Origin of the sequence: Oceanimonas baumannii, from assembly GCF_002245495.1 — a bacterium.
Taxonomy (GTDB): Bacteria; Pseudomonadota; Gammaproteobacteria; order Enterobacterales; family Aeromonadaceae; genus Oceanimonas; species Oceanimonas baumannii.
The window spans coordinates 1-16,283 of sequence record NZ_NQJF01000013.1 but is presented as its reverse complement, the minus strand read 5'-3'; the positions used below and the strand labels follow the sequence as shown (position 1 = coordinate 16,283).

Genomic DNA, 16,283 nt, shown 5'->3' with positions numbered 1-16,283 from the left:
CAGTCAATACAAGTGTGGTGAAAATGCATAAAAAAAGCACTGAAATCCGCGAAAAATAAGGATTTAGTCCAATTGCATTTGTGTCGTTCACGGGTATAATTTGACCTGCTTTTTTGGGGCTTAACCGATGGATGCCATCGGGAAGGCCCCTAACTGTATCAGGAGTAATTGTGAAGCGGAAAAACCGGCACCTCAGTGACAGACAAGTGGCGCTGGTAATACTGATTTATCAATTATTCCTGGTGGTGGCAGTCGCTGCACTGTTCGGATTCGGACAGGGAGAGGCCGCCGCTCGTTCCGCCCTTTTTGGGGGCGGAATCTACTGGGTTCCCCAATGTCTTTTCAGTGTGGTGGTGCTGGCCAGAAGTACCAGTGACGCCACGCCGCAAAACATTGTGGCGAGCTTTTACAGCGGGGCAGGGATTAAGCTGGCCAGTACCATCATGTTGTTTGTGGTGGTGTTCAAGTACATGGAGGTAAGTATCTTGCCCCTGTACACGGCTTACGCCCTGGCATTGCTGATGCAGTGGATTCTTTCATTCACTCTCAACAACCGTTACTAGGAAAACACATGGCTGCAACAGGAGATGTCCTAACTTCCCAGGGTTATATCTCTCACCACCTGCAACACCTGCAGATTGGTTCGGGATTCTGGGCGTTGAATATCGATTCTTTGCTTGTTTCCGTTGTCCTGGGCGCGCTGTTCTTGTGGGGCTTCAGCAAGGTTGCATCCCGTGCAACCACTGGTGTTCCGGGCAAGTGGCAATGTGCCGTTGAGCTGCTGGTTGAGTTTGTGGATAAATCCGTCAAGGACGTCTTCCATGGCAAGAGTGCGTTAATCGCGCCGTTGGCGCTGACCATTTTTGTCTGGGTATTCCTGATGAACCTGATGGACCTTATCCCGGTCGACTATCTGCCCTATGGTGCTCAATTGCTGGGCGTTCCTTACCTGAGGGTTGTTCCTTCCGCCGATGTTAACATCACCATGTCCATGGCGTTCGGTGTCTTCTTCCTGATCATTTTCTATAGCATCAAGATGAAGGGCGTGTCCGGCTTTGTAAAAGAGCTGACCATGCAACCGCTGAACCACTGGTCCATGATTCCCGTTAACCTGGTGCTTGAGACTGTATCGCTGATCGCAAAACCCATCTCCCTGGGTCTGCGACTGTTCGGTAACATGTACGCTGGTGAGATGATCTTCATCCTCATCGCGGGCCTGCTGCCGTGGTGGTCTCAATGGGTCCTTAATGTGCCGTGGGCGATTTTCCACATTCTGGTAATCACTCTGCAGGCTTTCATCTTCATGATCCTGACCGTCGTCTATATGTCGATGGCCTATGAAGAGCATTAATTTAAGATAACAAGAATTTAACAAGCTGTCGTTCTAACCGCTAACAATTGGAGAAATAAAATGGAAATGATTTTCATCGCTGCCGCTCTCATGCTGGGTCTGGCTTCTATCGGTGGTGCTATCGGTATCTCTATGCTGGGTGGCAAGTTCCTGGAAAGTGCTGCTCGCCAGCCTGACATGCTGCCTGCCCTGCGCGGCAACTTCTTCATCGTGGTCGGTCTGGTTGACGCCATCCCGATGATCACCGTTGGTATGGCTCTGTACCTGATCTTCGCCGTAGCCTAATGGCCCGGTACGTTAATCAGTCTGCTAACCAACTTTAAAGGAGAGTTGCGATGAATATGAACGCAACAATCCTCGGTCAAACGATCGCGTTTATCATCTTCGTTTGGTTCTGCATGAAGTTCGTATGGCCCCCCATCATGGGTGCCATCGAAAAGCGCCAGAAAGAAATCGCCGAAGGTTTGTCTTCGGCCGAACGTGCCAAGAAAGACCTGGCACTGGCGCAGACCAATGCAACCGAACAGCTGAAAGAAGCCAAGCTGGAGTCCGCTCAAATTGTTGAGCTGGCGAACAAGCGTAAGGCTCAGATCATCGAGGATGCAACGCGTGAGGCTCAGGCCGAGCGTGAAAAGATTCTGGCACAGGCCCAGGCGGAAGTTGAAGCCGAACGCAATCGTGTCAAAGAGGAACTGCGTAAGCAGGTTGCTGCTCTTGCCCTGGTGGGTGCAGAGAGAATCCTCGAGCGTCAGATTGATGCCGCTGCCAACAGCGACATCGTAGAGAAAGTAGTAGCTGAACTGTAAGGGAATCAGAGCCATGGAAATGAAAACCATTGCTCGCCCCTATGCCAAAGCAGCTTTCGATTTTGCCGTTGAGAAAAAAGCGGTCGACAACTGGTTGTCCATGCTGACTTTTGCTGCCGAAGTGGCGCAGAACGACAGCATGGCCCAGGTGCTCGGCAGCGATCTGAACGCGGAAAAGATGGCCGACGTGTTTTTGGCTGTCTGTGGCGAACAGCTCGATGAGCAAGGCCAGAACCTGATTCGGGTTATGGCCGTAAACGGACGCTTGAGTGTGTTGCCGGCAGTGGTCCGGGAATTCGCCGAAATGAAGGCGGAACTGGACCGGGTAGTGGATGCCGATGTGGTATCTGCCGCCAGACTGACCAAGCAACAAGTGGCCAAGATTCAGGCTTCACTGGAACAGCGTCTGGGACGCAAGGTGAACCTGAATTGCAGCGTCGACAAGAGCCTGATGGCCGGCATTATCATCAAGGCCGGTGACATGGTTATCGACGGAAGTGTGCGGGGCCGTCTGTCCCGCTTGGCCGAAACGCTGCAATCTTGATTGGGGAATAGAGCATGCAACTGAATTCAACTGAAATTGCTGAGCTGATCAAACAGCGCATCGAGCAATTCAATGTTGTCAGTGAAGCACGAAACGAAGGCACCATCGTCTCTGTAAGCGATGGCATCATTCGTATTCACGGCCTTGCTGACATCATGCAAGGTGAAATGATTGAACTGCCGGGCAACCGTTACGCCCTGGCACTGAACCTGGAGCGCGACTCCGTAGGTGCCGTGGTTATGGGTCCTTATGCCGACCTGGCCGAAGGCACCAAGGTTCAATCCACTGGTCGTATCCTGGAAGTTCCGGTAGGCCGCAGCCTGCTGGGCCGTGTGGTTAACACTCTGGGTGAGCCGATCGACGGTAAAGGCGCCATCGACACTGATACCACTTCTCCGGTAGAAGTGATCGCGCCCGGCGTTATCGATCGTCAGTCGGTAGACCAGCCGGTACAGACCGGTTATAAAGCCGTTGACGCCATGATTCCGATCGGCCGTGGCCAGCGTGAGCTGATCATCGGTGACCGTCAGGTGGGTAAAACCGCCCTGGCCGTTGACGCCATCATTAACCAGAAAGACTCCGGCATTAAGTGTGTGTACGTGGCCATCGGCCAGAAAGCGTCCACCATCGCCAACGTCGTTCGCAAGCTGGAAGAGCATGACGCGCTGAAGAACACCATTGTGGTTGTTGCTTCCGCTTCCGAGTCTGCCGCCCTGCAATACCTGGCACCTTACGCCGGTTGTGCCATGGGTGAATTCTTCCGTGACCGCGGTGAAGATGCCCTGATCGTGTACGATGACCTGTCCAAGCAGGCCGTTGCCTACCGTCAGATCTCTCTGCTGCTGCGTCGTCCGCCGGGCCGTGAAGCCTACCCGGGTGACGTGTTCTACCTGCACTCCCGTCTGCTGGAACGTGCTTCCCGCGTGTCTGCTGACTACGTTGAGAAGTTCACCAACGGTGAAGTGAAAGGCCAGACCGGCTCTCTGACCGCGCTGCCGATCATCGAAACCCAGGCCGGTGACGTGTCTGCATTCGTACCGACCAACGTGATCTCCATCACCGACGGTCAGATCTTCCTGACCACTGAACTGTTCAACTCCGGCATCCGTCCGGCCGTTGACCCGGGTATCTCCGTATCCCGTGTAGGTGGTGCTGCTCAGACCAAGATCGTGAAGAAACTGTCCGGTGGTATCCGTACCGCGCTGGCTCAGTACCGCGAACTGGCGGCCTTCGCTCAGTTCTCTTCCGATCTGGACGATGCTACCCGCAAGCAGCTGAACCACGGTCAGAAAGTTACCGAGCTGATGAAGCAAAAGCAATATCGTCCGATGTCCGTTGCCGAGCAGTCACTGTCTCTGTTCGCTGCAGAAAACGGCTACCTGGATGATGTTGAGCTGCGACTCATCACTACGTTTGAAGACGCCCTGATCGCTTACGCCAATTCAGAACATGCCGCCCTGATGGCGGAGATCAACGAGAAAGCCGACTACAACAAAGACGTTGTGGCTCAGCTGACTGCGTTGCTGGATAGCTTCAAGGCTACCCAGTCCTGGTAACCATGTGGCAGCGTTAATTGCTGCCACCTGAATTGGAGAAGCGACATGGCCGGCGCAAAAGAAATACGTAGCAAGATCGGGAGTGTGAAAAACACTCAGAAGATCACCAGCGCTATGGAGATGGTGGCCGCCTCGAAAATGCGTAAAGCGCAGGATCGCATGGACCACAGCCGCCCATACGCTGAAACCATACGCAAGGTGATCGGCCACATCGCGCAGGGGAACCTGGAATACAAGCACCCCTATCTGGAAGACCGTGAGGTCAAGCGCGTAGGCTTTATTATCGTCTCCACCGATCGTGGTCTTTGTGGTGGTCTGAACATCAACGTGTTCAAGGCTGCCATGAACGAAATGAAAGCATGCACCGACAAAGGTGTGGGCGTTGATCTGTGCCTTATCGGCAGCAAGGCGGTTGGTTTCTTCAACCGTTATGGCGGCAAGGTACTGGCGCAGGCCTCCGGCCTGGGCGACAACCCCTCGCTGGACAGCCTTATCGGATCTGTCAGCGTGATGCTGGAAGCGTACGACAAAGGTGAGATAGACAAGCTGTACCTGGTGTACAACAAGTTTGAAAACACCATGGTACAAAAGCCGACGGTCGATCAACTGTTGCCTTTGCCTGCATCGGAAGAAGAAGTGGCCAGCCACAGCTGGGACTACCTCTATGAACCGGATCCCAAATCGCTGCTGGACAAGCTGCTGGTACGCTTTGTGGAATCTCAGGTGTATCAGGGTGTGGTCGAGAACCTGGCCAGCGAACAGGCGGCCCGGATGGTAGCGATGAAAGCCGCAACCGACAACGCCGGCAACCTGATTAACGATCTGCAACTGGTGTATAACAAGGCCCGTCAGGCCGCGATTACCCAGGAGCTGAGTGAGATTGTTGCCGGGGCCGGTGCCGTATAAGGCGAAGGTATTCAAAGGTTTAGAGGATTTGACATGAGTAAGGGTATCATAGTCCAGATCATCGGTGCCGTTGTTGACGTGGAATTCCCGCAAGATGCGGTTCCTCACGTTTACGATGCGCTGAAGATTACGACTGAAGGCCAGGGCCAGGGTCTGGTTCTGGAAGTTCAGCAGCAAATCGGCGGCGGCGTTGTACGTTGTATCGCCATGGGTTCTTCCGACGGCCTGCGCCGTGGTCTGGAAATCGAAAACACCAACGCGCCGATCCAGGTGCCGGTAGGTGTTCAGACCCTGGGTCGCATCATGGACGTTCTGGGTAACCCCATCGATGAAAAAGGCGACATCGGCGAAGAAGAGCGCTGGTCCATTCACCGTGAAGCTCCCAGCTACGAAGAGCAGTCTAACTCTGCCGAGCTGCTGGAAACCGGCATCAAGGTAATCGACCTGGTATGTCCCTTCGCCAAGGGTGGTAAAGTTGGTCTGTTCGGTGGTGCCGGTGTTGGTAAAACCGTAAACATGATGGAGCTGATCCGTAACATCGCCATCGAGCACAGCGGTTACTCCGTATTTGCCGGTGTTGGTGAGCGTACCCGTGAAGGTAACGACTTCTATCACGAAATGACCGACTCCAACGTTATCGACAAGGTATCGCTGGTATACGGTCAGATGAATGAGCCGCCCGGAAACCGTCTGCGCGTAGCGCTGACCGGTCTGACCATGGCCGAGAAGTTCCGTGACGAAGGTCGTGACGTACTGTTGTTCGTGGACAACATCTACCGTTACACCCTGGCCGGTACTGAAGTATCCGCACTGCTGGGCCGTATGCCTTCCGCAGTAGGTTACCAGCCGACCCTGGCTGAAGAGATGGGCGTTCTGCAGGAGCGTATTACCTCTACCAAGACTGGTTCTATCACTTCTGTACAGGCCGTATACGTGCCTGCGGATGACTTGACTGACCCGTCTCCGGCAACCACCTTTGCCCACCTGGATGCGACCGTGGTACTGAGCCGTCAGATCGCAGCTCTGGGTATCTACCCGGCCGTTGACCCGCTGGATTCCACCAGTCGTCAGCTGGACCCGCAGGTAGTTGGTGAAGAGCACTACTCTGTTGCCCGTGGTGTACAGACTGTACTGCAGCGCTACAAAGAGCTGAAGGACATCATCGCCATTCTGGGTATGGACGAACTGTCTGAAGACGACAAGCTGACTGTGTCTCGCGCGCGTAAAATCGAGCGTTTCCTGTCTCAGCCGTTCTTCGTGGCCGAAGTGTTCACCGGTGCTCCCGGCAAGTATGTGTCTCTGAAAGACACCATCGCTGGCTTCCAGGGCATCCTGAACGGCGACTACGACACACTGCCCGAGCAGGCGTTCTACATGGTTGGCTCCATCGACGAAGTGGTCGAAAAAGCCAAGAAACTGTAAGCCTCTAAGGAGGACCTGATGGCTGAGTATAACTTTCACCTGGACATCGTCAGCGCCGAAAAACGCCTGTTTTCCGGCTCTGTGACCGCGGTGACTGTTTCCGGCTCTGAGGGTGAATTGGGCGTTCGTTACGGACACGCCCCCCTGCTGACGGCAATCCGTCCTGGCCTGGTGCAATACGTTACCAAGGCTGGTGAGCAGGAAGTTCTGTACATTTCCGGCGGTATGCTGGAAGTACAGGGCAGCAGTGTCATGGTATTGGCCGACACTGCAATTCGCGCCGAAGATCTGGATAAAGCCAAGGCCGAAGAAGCCAAACGCTCGGCAGAAGCCAAGCTGCAGAACTCCTCACACGATGTGGACTATGCAGAAGCGGCTGCCGAACTGGCCCGGGCCATGGCGAAACTGCGCGTGCTGCAGTTGGTTAAGAAAAACGTACGTTAAGCCGAACGTTCGAAAAAGCGACCTCAGGGTCGCTTTTTTTTTGCAAAAAAATCACAATACCGGCAGTGAAAATACATTCATTGATAAACGGGACATTGATTTCCATGACCATACAGGCAGTGATTCTGGCGGCGGGCAAGGGCACCCGCATGCGTTCTTCTCTTCCCAAGGTGCTGCATCCGGTGGCCAACAAACCCATGGTGTCCCATGTGATCGAGGCCGCCCGGGCCTGTCAGGTCAACGGTATTCATCTGGTTTACGGTCACGGTGCCGAACAGCTGAAAGCCCGCGTTGAAGCCACCGATCTTCATTGGGCCCATCAGGCCGAGCAGCTGGGCACCGGCCATGCGGTGGCGGTGGCGTTGCCCGCGATCGCTGACGATGCCAAAGTGCTGGTGCTGTACGGAGATACCCCACTGTTGCAGGCGGACACCTTGCAACGGCTGATCACCGCCCAGCCGGACGGTGGCGTGGGCCTGCTGACCGTGAATCTTGCCAATCCCACCGGCTATGGCCGCATTGTGCGCGAACAGGGCAAGGTAACCGGTATTGTTGAACAAAAGGATGCGAGCCCGGAGCAGCTGGCGATCAACGAGGTAAATACAGGTGTGCTGGTGGCCGATGCCGGCCGGCTCAAGGCCTGGCTGGGCGAGCTCAATAACGACAATGCTCAGGGTGAGTACTATCTCACCGACATTTTTGCAATGGCCCACCGCGATGGCTGCGACATTGCCACTGTGCAACCGGCCAGCACCGCCGAGGTGGAAGGGGCTAATGATAGAGTGCAGCTGGCCGGGCTGGAACGGGCCTATCAGCGCATGCAGGCCGAACGGCTGATGCGCGAAGGCGTCAGCCTGCTGGATCCGGCCCGCTTTGATCTGCGCGGCACTCTGACCGCCGGCGAGGAAGTGGTGATCGACGTCAACGTGATTATTGAAGGGGATGTGCGCCTGGGTAACCGGGTGAAAGTCGGTGCCGGTGCCATTCTCAAAAATTGCATGATTGGTGATGATGCCGAGATCAAACCTTACTCTATTGTTGAGAATGCCGAGCTGGGCAGCGCCAGCAGTGCCGGTCCCTTTGCCCGCCTGCGTCCCGGTGCCGTGCTGGCTGAAGACGCCCACGTCGGCAACTTCGTGGAAATGAAAAAAGCCCGGCTGGGCAAGGGCTCCAAGGCCGGCCACCTGACCTATCTGGGCGACGCCGAGATAGGCGAGGGGGTCAACATCGGCGCCGGCACCATCACCTGCAACTATGATGGCGCCAACAAATTCCAGACGGTGATTGAAGACGGCGTTTTCGTCGGCTCCGACACTCAGCTGGTAGCCCCGGTGCGCATCGGCAAGAACGCCACTCTGGGGGCGGGCAGCACCGTCACCAAGGACGTGGCCGAGGCCGAGCTGGTGATTACCCGGGTAGCCCAGCGCCATATCAAGAACTGGCCGCGACCGGTGAAGAAAAAATCCTGATCAATACTGTTTAGTTGTTACTCCCGCGAAGGCGGGAGCCCAGTGTATACGTGATGGACCTCCGCTTTCGCAGAAGTGACTATTACTGACGCGGCTGCTTATGCAGCCGCGTTTTTTTGCGCTCATGTTTGTCAGCAGAATTCATTTCTGGTCATTTCTGGTCATTTCGGCCTTTGAGCCGGAATCCATTCTGCAAGCAAGGGTGCAACTCGCCATGGACTTCGGCATGCGCCGGAGTGACGGGGTTTTTAGTTTGTTGATTGGTTTTGTTTTGATCTGCTAGTATTCTTCTTTCAAGTCGAAACTTAAGCGTTTAATGTCGAAACGTAATACCCAACAACGCCGTCATACCATTGTTTCCCTGCTCAATGAGCAAGGCGAAGTGACCGTGGACGAGCTGGCCCGTCGGTTTGATACTTCGGAAGTTACTATTCGCAAGGATCTCACTGCCCTTGAGAGAAATGGCCTGCTGCTGCGCCGTTATGGTGGTGCCGTGCCGGTACCGAGCGAGATGGTGGCGGAAAACACCGCCGAGCCGGTTTCAAAACGAAAGCAGGCACTGGCCCGGGCGGCGGCGGCGCGCATTCGTGATCATAATCGCATCATCATCGACAGCGGCAGCACCACGGCGGCCCTGCTGGGAGAGCTGGACCACAAGCATGGTCTGGTGGTGATGACCAATTCCCTGGCCATTGCCAACGCGGTGCGTGAGCTGGATCCGGAGCCGACCCTGCTGATGACCGGTGGCACCTGGGATCCTTCTTCCGAATCGTTTCAGGGTCAGGTAGCGGAGCAGGTGTTGCGCTCTTATGACTTCGATCAGCTGTTTATCGGTGCCGATGGCATCGATCTGGAGCGGGGTACTACCACCTTTAACGAGCTCACTGGACTGTCGCGAGTAATGGCAGAGGTTGCCCGGGAAGTGGTGGTGATGGTGGAGTCGGACAAGCTCGGCCGCAAAATACCCAATCAGGAATTGCCCTGGAGCAGCATTCATACCCTGGTCACCGATAACGGTATCAGCGAGTCAGATCAACAGCAGTTAGTGAAAAAGGGCATCACGTTGGTGATTGCACCTGAATAAAGAGGATTCAGAGCATGTGTGGAATTGTAGGGGCGGTAGCCCAGCGTGATGTGGCGGAAATACTGGTAGAAGGCCTGCGCCGTCTGGAATACCGGGGTTATGACTCCGCCGGGGTTGCGATCATTGACGGCAACGAGCTGGGTCGGGTACGTCGGCTGGGCAAGGTGCAGGCGCTGGCCGAAGCACTGGAGCAGCAGCCGCTGTCTGGCGGCACAGGCATTGCCCACACCCGCTGGGCCACCCATGGCGAGCCATCCGAGCGTAATGCTCATCCGCATGTGTCCGGCAACATTGCCGTGGTACACAATGGCATTATTGAAAACCACGAGGAGCTGCGTGAATCACTCCAGGCCAAGGGCTATGAGTTTGCTTCCGACACCGATACTGAAGTGATTGCCCACCTGGTGCACTGGCATCGCCAGCATACCGACAGTCTGTTGGCGGCGTTGCAGGCCACGGTCAAGGAACTGCGTGGTGCCTACGGTACTGTGCTGATGGACGTGAACGATGACTCTCGTGTGGTGGTGGCCCGCTCCGGTTCGCCGCTGGTGATTGGCTTGGGATTGGGCGAGAACTTTATCGCCTCCGATCAATTGGCGTTGCTGCCGGTGACTCGACGTTTCCTGTTCCTGGAAGAAGGGGATGTGGCCGAAGTGACCCGTCGCGAAATCCATATCTTTGATCGTGATGGCCAACCGGTAATCCGTGCCGAGCAGGAGTCCGACGTGACTCACGACGCCGGTGACAAGGGCGAATACCGCCACCACATGCTGAAGGAAATTCACGAGCAGCCCAAATCCATCACCGACACCCTGGAAGGCAGGTTGGCCGAGCAGGGTGTGGTAGTCGAATCCTTCGGTAACGGCGCCCGCGACATCTTTGAAAAGGTCGAGCACATTCAGCTGATTGCCTGCGGCACTTCCTACCATGCGGGCATGGTGGCCCGTTACTGGTTTGAGGCCCTGGCCGGCGTGCCCTGCGATATCGAGATTGCCTCTGAGTTCCGCTACCGCAAGTCGGTGGTGCGCCCCAATAGCCTGCTGATCACCTTGTCCCAGAGCGGCGAGACCGCCGATACTCTGGCGGCGCTGCGGCTGGCCAAGGAGTCCGGCTACATGAGCAGCCTGACCATCTGCAATGTGCCCGGCTCTTCCCTGGTGCGGGAATCGGATCTGGCCTTTATGACCCGGGCCGGTGCCGAGATCGGTGTGGCCTCCACTAAAGCCTTTACCACCCAGCTGGTAGCATTACTGATGCTGGTGGCGGCGGTGGGCCGTTGCCGGGGCAACATGACCGAACAGACCGAGGCTGAGCTGGTGCGTTCGCTGCGGGCACTGCCGGCGCACATCGTCGATACCCTGGCGCTGGCCGGGGATATCGAGCTGCTGGCGGAAGAGTTTGCCGACAAGTACCACAGCCTGTTCCTGGGCCGGGGCGAGCAGTACCCCATCGCCATGGAAGGGGCGCTCAAGCTCAAGGAAATTTCCTACATTCACGCCGAAGCCTATGCTGCCGGCGAGCTCAAGCATGGTCCGCTGGCGCTGATCGATGCCGACATGCCGATTATTGTGGTGGCGCCCAACAATGAGCTGCTGGAAAAGCTGAAGTCCAACGTGGAAGAAGTACGCGCCCGGGGCGGCATTCTCTATGTGTTCGCCGACAAGCAGGCCGGCTTCAAGGGTGACAACACCATGCGGGTAATGTCGCTGGAGCACGTGGACGAAGTGATCGCACCCATCGTCTACACGGTACCGCTGCAGCTGTTGTCTTACTACGTGGCCCTGATAAAAGGCACCGATGTGGATCAGCCCAGGAACCTGGCCAAGTCAGTCACTGTCGAGTAAGGCATACTCGGGCACCACTCGATGTTTTTCGGTTGGTGCCTTTCAGCGTTCTGAAAATACCGCCACATAATGACTGATTTCTCCATGATCATTACTCAGGCTGCGAATTGACAGGCGCAGTGCGGTATTGTTCCCGTGTTTGAGCTTGCCGTTGATGTCCCCCTGCCAGTGGCCCTGAGTATCAACATACTGCCAGGGGGTCAGGTCTTCTGTGGGCTCCAGAGGCAGAGCCCTGTCGGGGGGCTGGCCCAGCATGCCATCCAGGGTATAGCCGGTAAGGTGGTGATAAGCCGGATTGGCATATACCAGGCGGCGTTGGCGATCAAAGATCATGACGGCTTCCAGCATGTTGGCCATTACCAGGCTGTTCAGCTGTAAAGATTCCTCTACCTGCTTTAAGCGACTGATATCCTGTCCCTGCAATTGCACGGCAGTGACCACTTTATTGGTAAAAACCGGTGCCAGTGTCCACAGCTGGTAACGTGGGCGATGTGGCAGAGAACCCAGCCTGGCTTCAACCCCATCAACTTTATGACCTTTTCTTGAGCGATGAATGGCTTGCAGTAGGGGAGCCAGTTGCTCCGGAATAAAGTGCTGTGTAAAAGGCGTTCCCACCAGTTGATCGGGTTCTTTTTTGAAGAGTTGTATGGCTGCATTGTTTACTGCCTGAATATTATCGTTGTTATCGATAATGATGGCAGCTGAGTTGGCGGCATCAAACAGGTGGGCCAGGCGTTGCTCTTTTTGTTGCAGAGCTGAGACCATTCGCTCCAGACTGTCCCCAAGAAAATTAAACTCTTGTATGCGGTCAGGCTTAAATATGGTCCGCTGGCCATTACGGATAAGCTCGGCAAAGTGAGTCAGGTTGGCCAGTGGTGAAGAGATGATTTTCAGGGTGTACAAAGATAAAAGCAAAGCGGTAAGCAGTACCAGGAAAAGTGCTAACAGCGTGTGGTGACTATAGTTTTGCTGAAGTTGCTGCGCGATGGTGTTGTCGGTTAACAGCAGCACTTTCAGCTCACTGGTTTCACCGTTTATCAGAATGGGCTGCAGGCTGAAATAATGCCCTTTGAGCTGCCCATATGGCTGTGGTGCAGCCAATATCTCAGAGATGACATCGGTTGCGATGTCATTGTTGTTGCGGTAAGCCGGCCCAACGGGTTTATTGTTCAGTATCAGCTGCACACTCAGGTTATCTGCTCCCTGAGCCAGCTTACGCAATAAACTCAGGTTGTCATTCAATACCACGCCACCCAGCAGGCTGCCGATCACCTGCCCGGAGTCGGGGGAAATAACCGGATATTGCTGTGTCAGTGTGATCAGTTTATCCAGGGATGAATCCAGCTCTGTGCTGATCCATTGATGATAGATGGCTGGGGAGGTAACCAGTTTATGCAGGCGGTGACGGGTAATGTAAAGCGGTGAGCTCATATTGATCCAGAGCTTACTCTCCCGGCTCAGCATCAGAAAATCCAGATATTCACCATTGCGGTGGCTCAGTGTGTCCTGCAACCTGGCTTGGGCTATGTCTTTATTGTCAGATAAAAGCGCCAGTGCCAAGGTGGGTTGTTCAGCTGCGGCGGCAAGCAGCCCGTCCAGTCCACTGAGATAGCTGTCCATCAGTATTTGCAGGCGGTCATTGGCATCCCGCAATTGATGCTGGATGCTGTTATTTACCATGTTCGAGGTACTGCGGTAGGTCAGTACCAGAAGTGCTGCAGCAAGCAGCAGAAAGGCTGGCAGCAAGACGCGTAGCAACAGTCTGAGCAGCGGAAGGGCCGGTTTGTTATTGTGAGTAACGGAAGGCATGGGCTTTAAGCTGTTCCAGTCTGGTTGCCGGGGTCTGGCCGTCAACAATCGCAAAATCACCACTATATATAAGAGGGATTTGATCTGTCTTGTTTTCCTGATCCAGACGAATGGCTTCTGCGATAGCAATGCCATTATCGTCATTCATACGCATTACTGTAACGTCCAGCCTGCCGTCGGCTATGGCGTCAAGTTCGGCCTTGCCACCTCCCCAGCCGTTGATGACGATGTCATTTTCTTTACCCAGTTGCTTCAGTGCGTCGGCGGCACCCAGAGCAATGTCGGTGGTACAGGCATAAATCAGGTTAATGCTGGGATCAGCAGCCAGCGACCGTAACACAGCCTCCTGAGCTTTATCCCGCTTTACATCGGTATAAAAGGCATTACTCAGCACATATCCAGGCATGTCGGCGTTAAGTTGAATAAATTCGTCACCTCTGACTTCACTGACATAGCCCTGAGTGCCATAAAGCATCAGATAGTTGGCTGTCGGCCCCGTCATTTTATTAATAGCTTGTTTGAGCCGTTGGGTGCCTTCACGATGATCGAACCCGACATAAAAAAAGGGCTGATTATGGGCCCAGTGTTTCAGCGGGGTGGTAATGTTCATCAGGATGAGCTTGGGGTGGCCTCGGGCCAGAATTTTCTCAACCAGCACCCGGTGGCGCAGAGCATTCAGCGTAAAAATAAGGTAATCGGGATCATCCCTTAAGGCGTCGGCCAATAGTTGTTCTTGCTGACGAATGGTTGTTGCCGGCTGAAATGAATAACTGGTCAGGGAAAATGTCAGCCCAGCTTCCTGCAACCGGCGGGTGAGGCTGATACGGTTTCGCCACCAGTAATCGGATGCCTGGGCATCGGGAGTCAGCATGGCAATGCGCAGGGGGGAGCTTGTGGAGGTTACCTGCTTTTTGACCGGCTGCCGTACCCGCTCGGCGAAGCTTTTGGTCAGCTGATGCTGTTCAGGAAAGGCTTCCATATATTCCTGATAGGTCCAGTAATCCCCACTGTTTGCCAAAGCACAGGAAGATGCAAACAACATAAAGCTTATGACAGTCAGTAAAAGCCGTGTTACCAGCATGGATAAAAGCCCCTGCAACAGCATATGGATCAAAGCCCCGGAGGACTCAGGGCCGAAGCCATGACATGTTCGAATTTGTTTCTGTTGCCTTGATTATATCAAAAGTTATAACTCAGTCTGAAAGACGGATACACACGGGTCATGGCAAAAAAAATGGAATTGGGTTAAATTTCCTGCGTTTTATTCTTTCCGCCAGACTTCATTTGGTGGAACACACCTCCTGGATGGTAATACCTAACCATGACAACCTTTGAGCAAGTGTTGATTATTCTGCTGCTGGTAGCGATCAGCTCATTTTTTTCCGTTTCCGAGATCGCCCTGGCGGCAGCCCGCAAGATGAAGCTGAGACTGATGGCCAGTGACGGTAACCTCAATGCAGAAAAAGTACTGTTATTGCAGGAGCAGCCGGGAAACTTCTTCACCATAGTACAGATAGGGCTCAACGCCGTGGCCATTCTGGGCGGTATTATCGGGGAGTCGGCCTTCACTCCTTTCACCAAAGGCCTGTTCAGCCTGTTTTTTGAAGGTGCCTGGATAGACAAGGCTGCTTTCTTCGGTTCTTTCTTTATGGTGACATCGCTGTTCATTTTGTTTGCGGACTTAATACCCAAACGGCTGGCGATGATCGCACCCGAGAAAATTGCGGTGGCGGTGGTGCGCCCCATGAGCTTTATGATCCTCTTATTCCGGCCCTTGGTCTGGTTGTTCAACGGTCTGGCCAATGTGCTGTTCCGGCTGTTTAGTGTGCCTACCATGCGTCAGGACGAAATCACTCCCGAAGATATTATTGCCATGATGGATGCGGGGGCCCAGGCCGGGGTGCTGCAGGAGCAGGAGCATCACCTGATTGAAAACGTATTTGAAATGGAGTCGCGAACTGTGACGTCGGCCATGACCACCCGGGAGAGCCTTATCTATTTCACTCTTCATGAGGATCAGGAAGACATCAAAAGCAAAATTGCTGAGCATCCCCATGCCAAGTTTCTGGTGTGTGAAGACAGTCTGGACAAGGTATTAGGTTATGTGGACTCTCGTGACATCTTGATGCAGGTGCTGCACCAGCAGCCGATCTCACTGCAAAAGGAAGGCATACTGCGCAATCCGTTGATCATTCCCGATACGCTGTCCATGTATGAGGTGCTGGAGCACTTCAAAACGGCGGGAGAAGATTTCGCCATCATCATGAACGAATACGCGTTGGTGGTGGGCATTATTACTCTTAAGGATGTAATGAGCATCGTGATGGGGGAATTGGTGCAGTCTCAGGAGGAGCAGATTGTGTCCCGGGATGCCAGTTCCTGGCTGGTGGAGGGGCTTACACCACTTGAAGATGTGATGCGGGTACTCGATATTGACAGCTTCCCCGATGACGAAAACTACGAAACCATCGCCGGCTTCATGATGTACATGTTGCGCAAGATCCCCAAGCGTACCGATTTTGTGCTGCATGCGGGCTATAAGTTTGAGGTGGTAGATATCGACAGCTACAAGATAGATCAGTTGCTGGTGACCCGTTTGGGGCATTCAGAGCTGGTTGAAGAAGAGAAAAAGCAGTAAAAAACACCGCTTTGTTTAAGGTTTGAGCTGTCGGGACTGAAAGTCATGTTTTTGTCAAAAAAGCCCTTGCGCAAAATCCGCGGCTCCCTATAATGCGCATCCACTGACACGGGGCAACACGCCAACGGTCACAAACGTTGAAAGCGAACAAAACAAAGTTAAAATCAACGCTTGACGAACACCAAGAGTTGCGTAGAATACGCAGCCCTGACCAGCGAAAGCGGTCACGCTCTTTAACAATTTATCAAGCAAACTGTGTGGGCACTCGCAGTCGATTGAGAAACAAAAAATATTGTTTTTCAATGATTTGTGAAGTGCACTAGAAATAGCAGCAATTCAGATATTCATTGAGCATCAAATCTTTAATTGAAGAGTTTGATCATGGCTCAGATTGAACGCTGGCGGCAGGC

The 16,283-nt window shown here is 54.2% G+C and carries 15 protein-coding genes; 13 read left to right on the top strand and 2 right to left on the bottom strand.

Features of this window, described 5'->3' with window-relative positions; all coding sequences use genetic code 11:
* Positions 1-170 precede the first annotated feature (170 nt).
* The 12 genes from B6S09_RS14710 (at position 171) to glmS (ending at position 11,426) form a co-directional block, all read left to right on the top strand.
* A complete protein-coding gene (locus B6S09_RS14710) occupies positions 171-563 on the top strand; it encodes an ATP synthase subunit I (protein ID WP_094279252.1) in 393 nt (130 codons plus the stop codon).
* Between the two features lie 8 nt (positions 564-571).
* Positions 572-1,351: a F0F1 ATP synthase subunit A gene (gene atpB / locus B6S09_RS14705; protein WP_094279251.1), complete on the top strand. Its 780-nt coding sequence runs from the start codon at positions 572-574 to the stop codon at positions 1,349-1,351.
* Between the two features lie 60 nt (positions 1,352-1,411).
* Positions 1,412-1,636 carry a F0F1 ATP synthase subunit C gene (gene atpE, locus B6S09_RS14700; RefSeq protein WP_071471457.1) on the top strand — a complete coding sequence of 75 codons (225 nt, stop codon included), beginning with the start codon at positions 1,412-1,414 and terminating at the stop codon, positions 1,634-1,636.
* A gap of 50 nt (positions 1,637-1,686) precedes the next feature.
* Positions 1,687-2,157 (top strand): F0F1 ATP synthase subunit B, encoded by a 471-nt coding sequence (gene atpF / locus B6S09_RS14695; protein WP_094279250.1) that lies wholly within the window; start codon positions 1,687-1,689, stop codon positions 2,155-2,157.
* Between the two features lie 13 nt (positions 2,158-2,170).
* Complete coding sequence (gene atpH, locus B6S09_RS14690) at positions 2,171-2,701, top strand: F0F1 ATP synthase subunit delta (protein WP_094279249.1); 531 nt, start codon at positions 2,171-2,173, stop codon at positions 2,699-2,701.
* A 14-nt stretch (positions 2,702-2,715) separates the two neighbouring features.
* Positions 2,716-4,257, top strand: a complete 1,542-nt coding sequence (gene atpA, locus B6S09_RS14685) for a F0F1 ATP synthase subunit alpha (RefSeq protein WP_094279248.1) — start codon at positions 2,716-2,718, stop codon at positions 4,255-4,257.
* 45 nt (positions 4,258-4,302) lie between these two features.
* Positions 4,303-5,163 (top strand): F0F1 ATP synthase subunit gamma, encoded by an 861-nt coding sequence (gene atpG / locus B6S09_RS14680; protein WP_094279247.1) that lies wholly within the window; start codon positions 4,303-4,305, stop codon positions 5,161-5,163.
* 33 nt (positions 5,164-5,196) lie between these two features.
* The gene (atpD, locus tag B6S09_RS14675) at positions 5,197-6,585 is read left to right on the top strand and encodes a F0F1 ATP synthase subunit beta (protein WP_094279246.1); all 1,389 of its coding nucleotides are present in this window, start codon (positions 5,197-5,199) and stop codon (positions 6,583-6,585) included.
* A gap of 18 nt (positions 6,586-6,603) precedes the next feature.
* Positions 6,604-7,029, top strand: a complete 426-nt coding sequence (locus tag B6S09_RS14670; protein WP_094279245.1) for a F0F1 ATP synthase subunit epsilon — start codon at positions 6,604-6,606, stop codon at positions 7,027-7,029.
* Between the two features lie 104 nt (positions 7,030-7,133).
* Positions 7,134-8,498, top strand: a complete 1,365-nt coding sequence (glmU, locus tag B6S09_RS14665) for a bifunctional UDP-N-acetylglucosamine diphosphorylase/glucosamine-1-phosphate N-acetyltransferase GlmU (protein WP_094279244.1) — start codon at positions 7,134-7,136, stop codon at positions 8,496-8,498.
* 316 nt (positions 8,499-8,814) lie between these two features.
* The gene (locus B6S09_RS14655) at positions 8,815-9,582 is read left to right on the top strand and encodes a DeoR/GlpR family DNA-binding transcription regulator (RefSeq protein WP_094279242.1); all 768 of its coding nucleotides are present in this window, start codon (positions 8,815-8,817) and stop codon (positions 9,580-9,582) included.
* 14 nt (positions 9,583-9,596) lie between these two features.
* Positions 9,597-11,426 (top strand): glutamine--fructose-6-phosphate transaminase (isomerizing), encoded by a 1,830-nt coding sequence (glmS, locus tag B6S09_RS14650; RefSeq protein WP_094279241.1) that lies wholly within the window; start codon positions 9,597-9,599, stop codon positions 11,424-11,426.
* Positions 11,427-11,468: 42 nt separating this feature from the next.
* Here the strand turns inward: glmS and B6S09_RS14645 are convergent, their stop codons facing one another.
* Both B6S09_RS14645 and B6S09_RS14640 read right to left on the bottom strand, forming a co-directional pair.
* Positions 11,469-13,235 carry a LuxQ periplasmic sensor domain-containing protein gene (locus tag B6S09_RS14645; RefSeq protein ID WP_094279240.1) on the bottom strand — a complete coding sequence of 589 codons (1,767 nt, stop codon included), beginning with the start codon at positions 13,233-13,235 and terminating at the stop codon, positions 11,469-11,471.
* Complete coding sequence (locus B6S09_RS14640; RefSeq protein ID WP_243832850.1) at positions 13,213-14,214, bottom strand: substrate-binding domain-containing protein; 1,002 nt, start codon at positions 14,212-14,214, stop codon at positions 13,213-13,215. The genes B6S09_RS14645 and B6S09_RS14640 overlap by 23 nt, the downstream gene beginning before the upstream one ends.
* 342 nt (positions 14,215-14,556) lie before the next feature.
* Between B6S09_RS14640 and paeA the strand changes: the two genes are divergently transcribed.
* Positions 14,557-15,873 (top strand): polyamine export protein PaeA, encoded by a 1,317-nt coding sequence (gene paeA, locus B6S09_RS14635; protein ID WP_094279239.1) that lies wholly within the window; start codon positions 14,557-14,559, stop codon positions 15,871-15,873.
* Positions 15,874-16,283 lie beyond the last annotated feature (410 nt).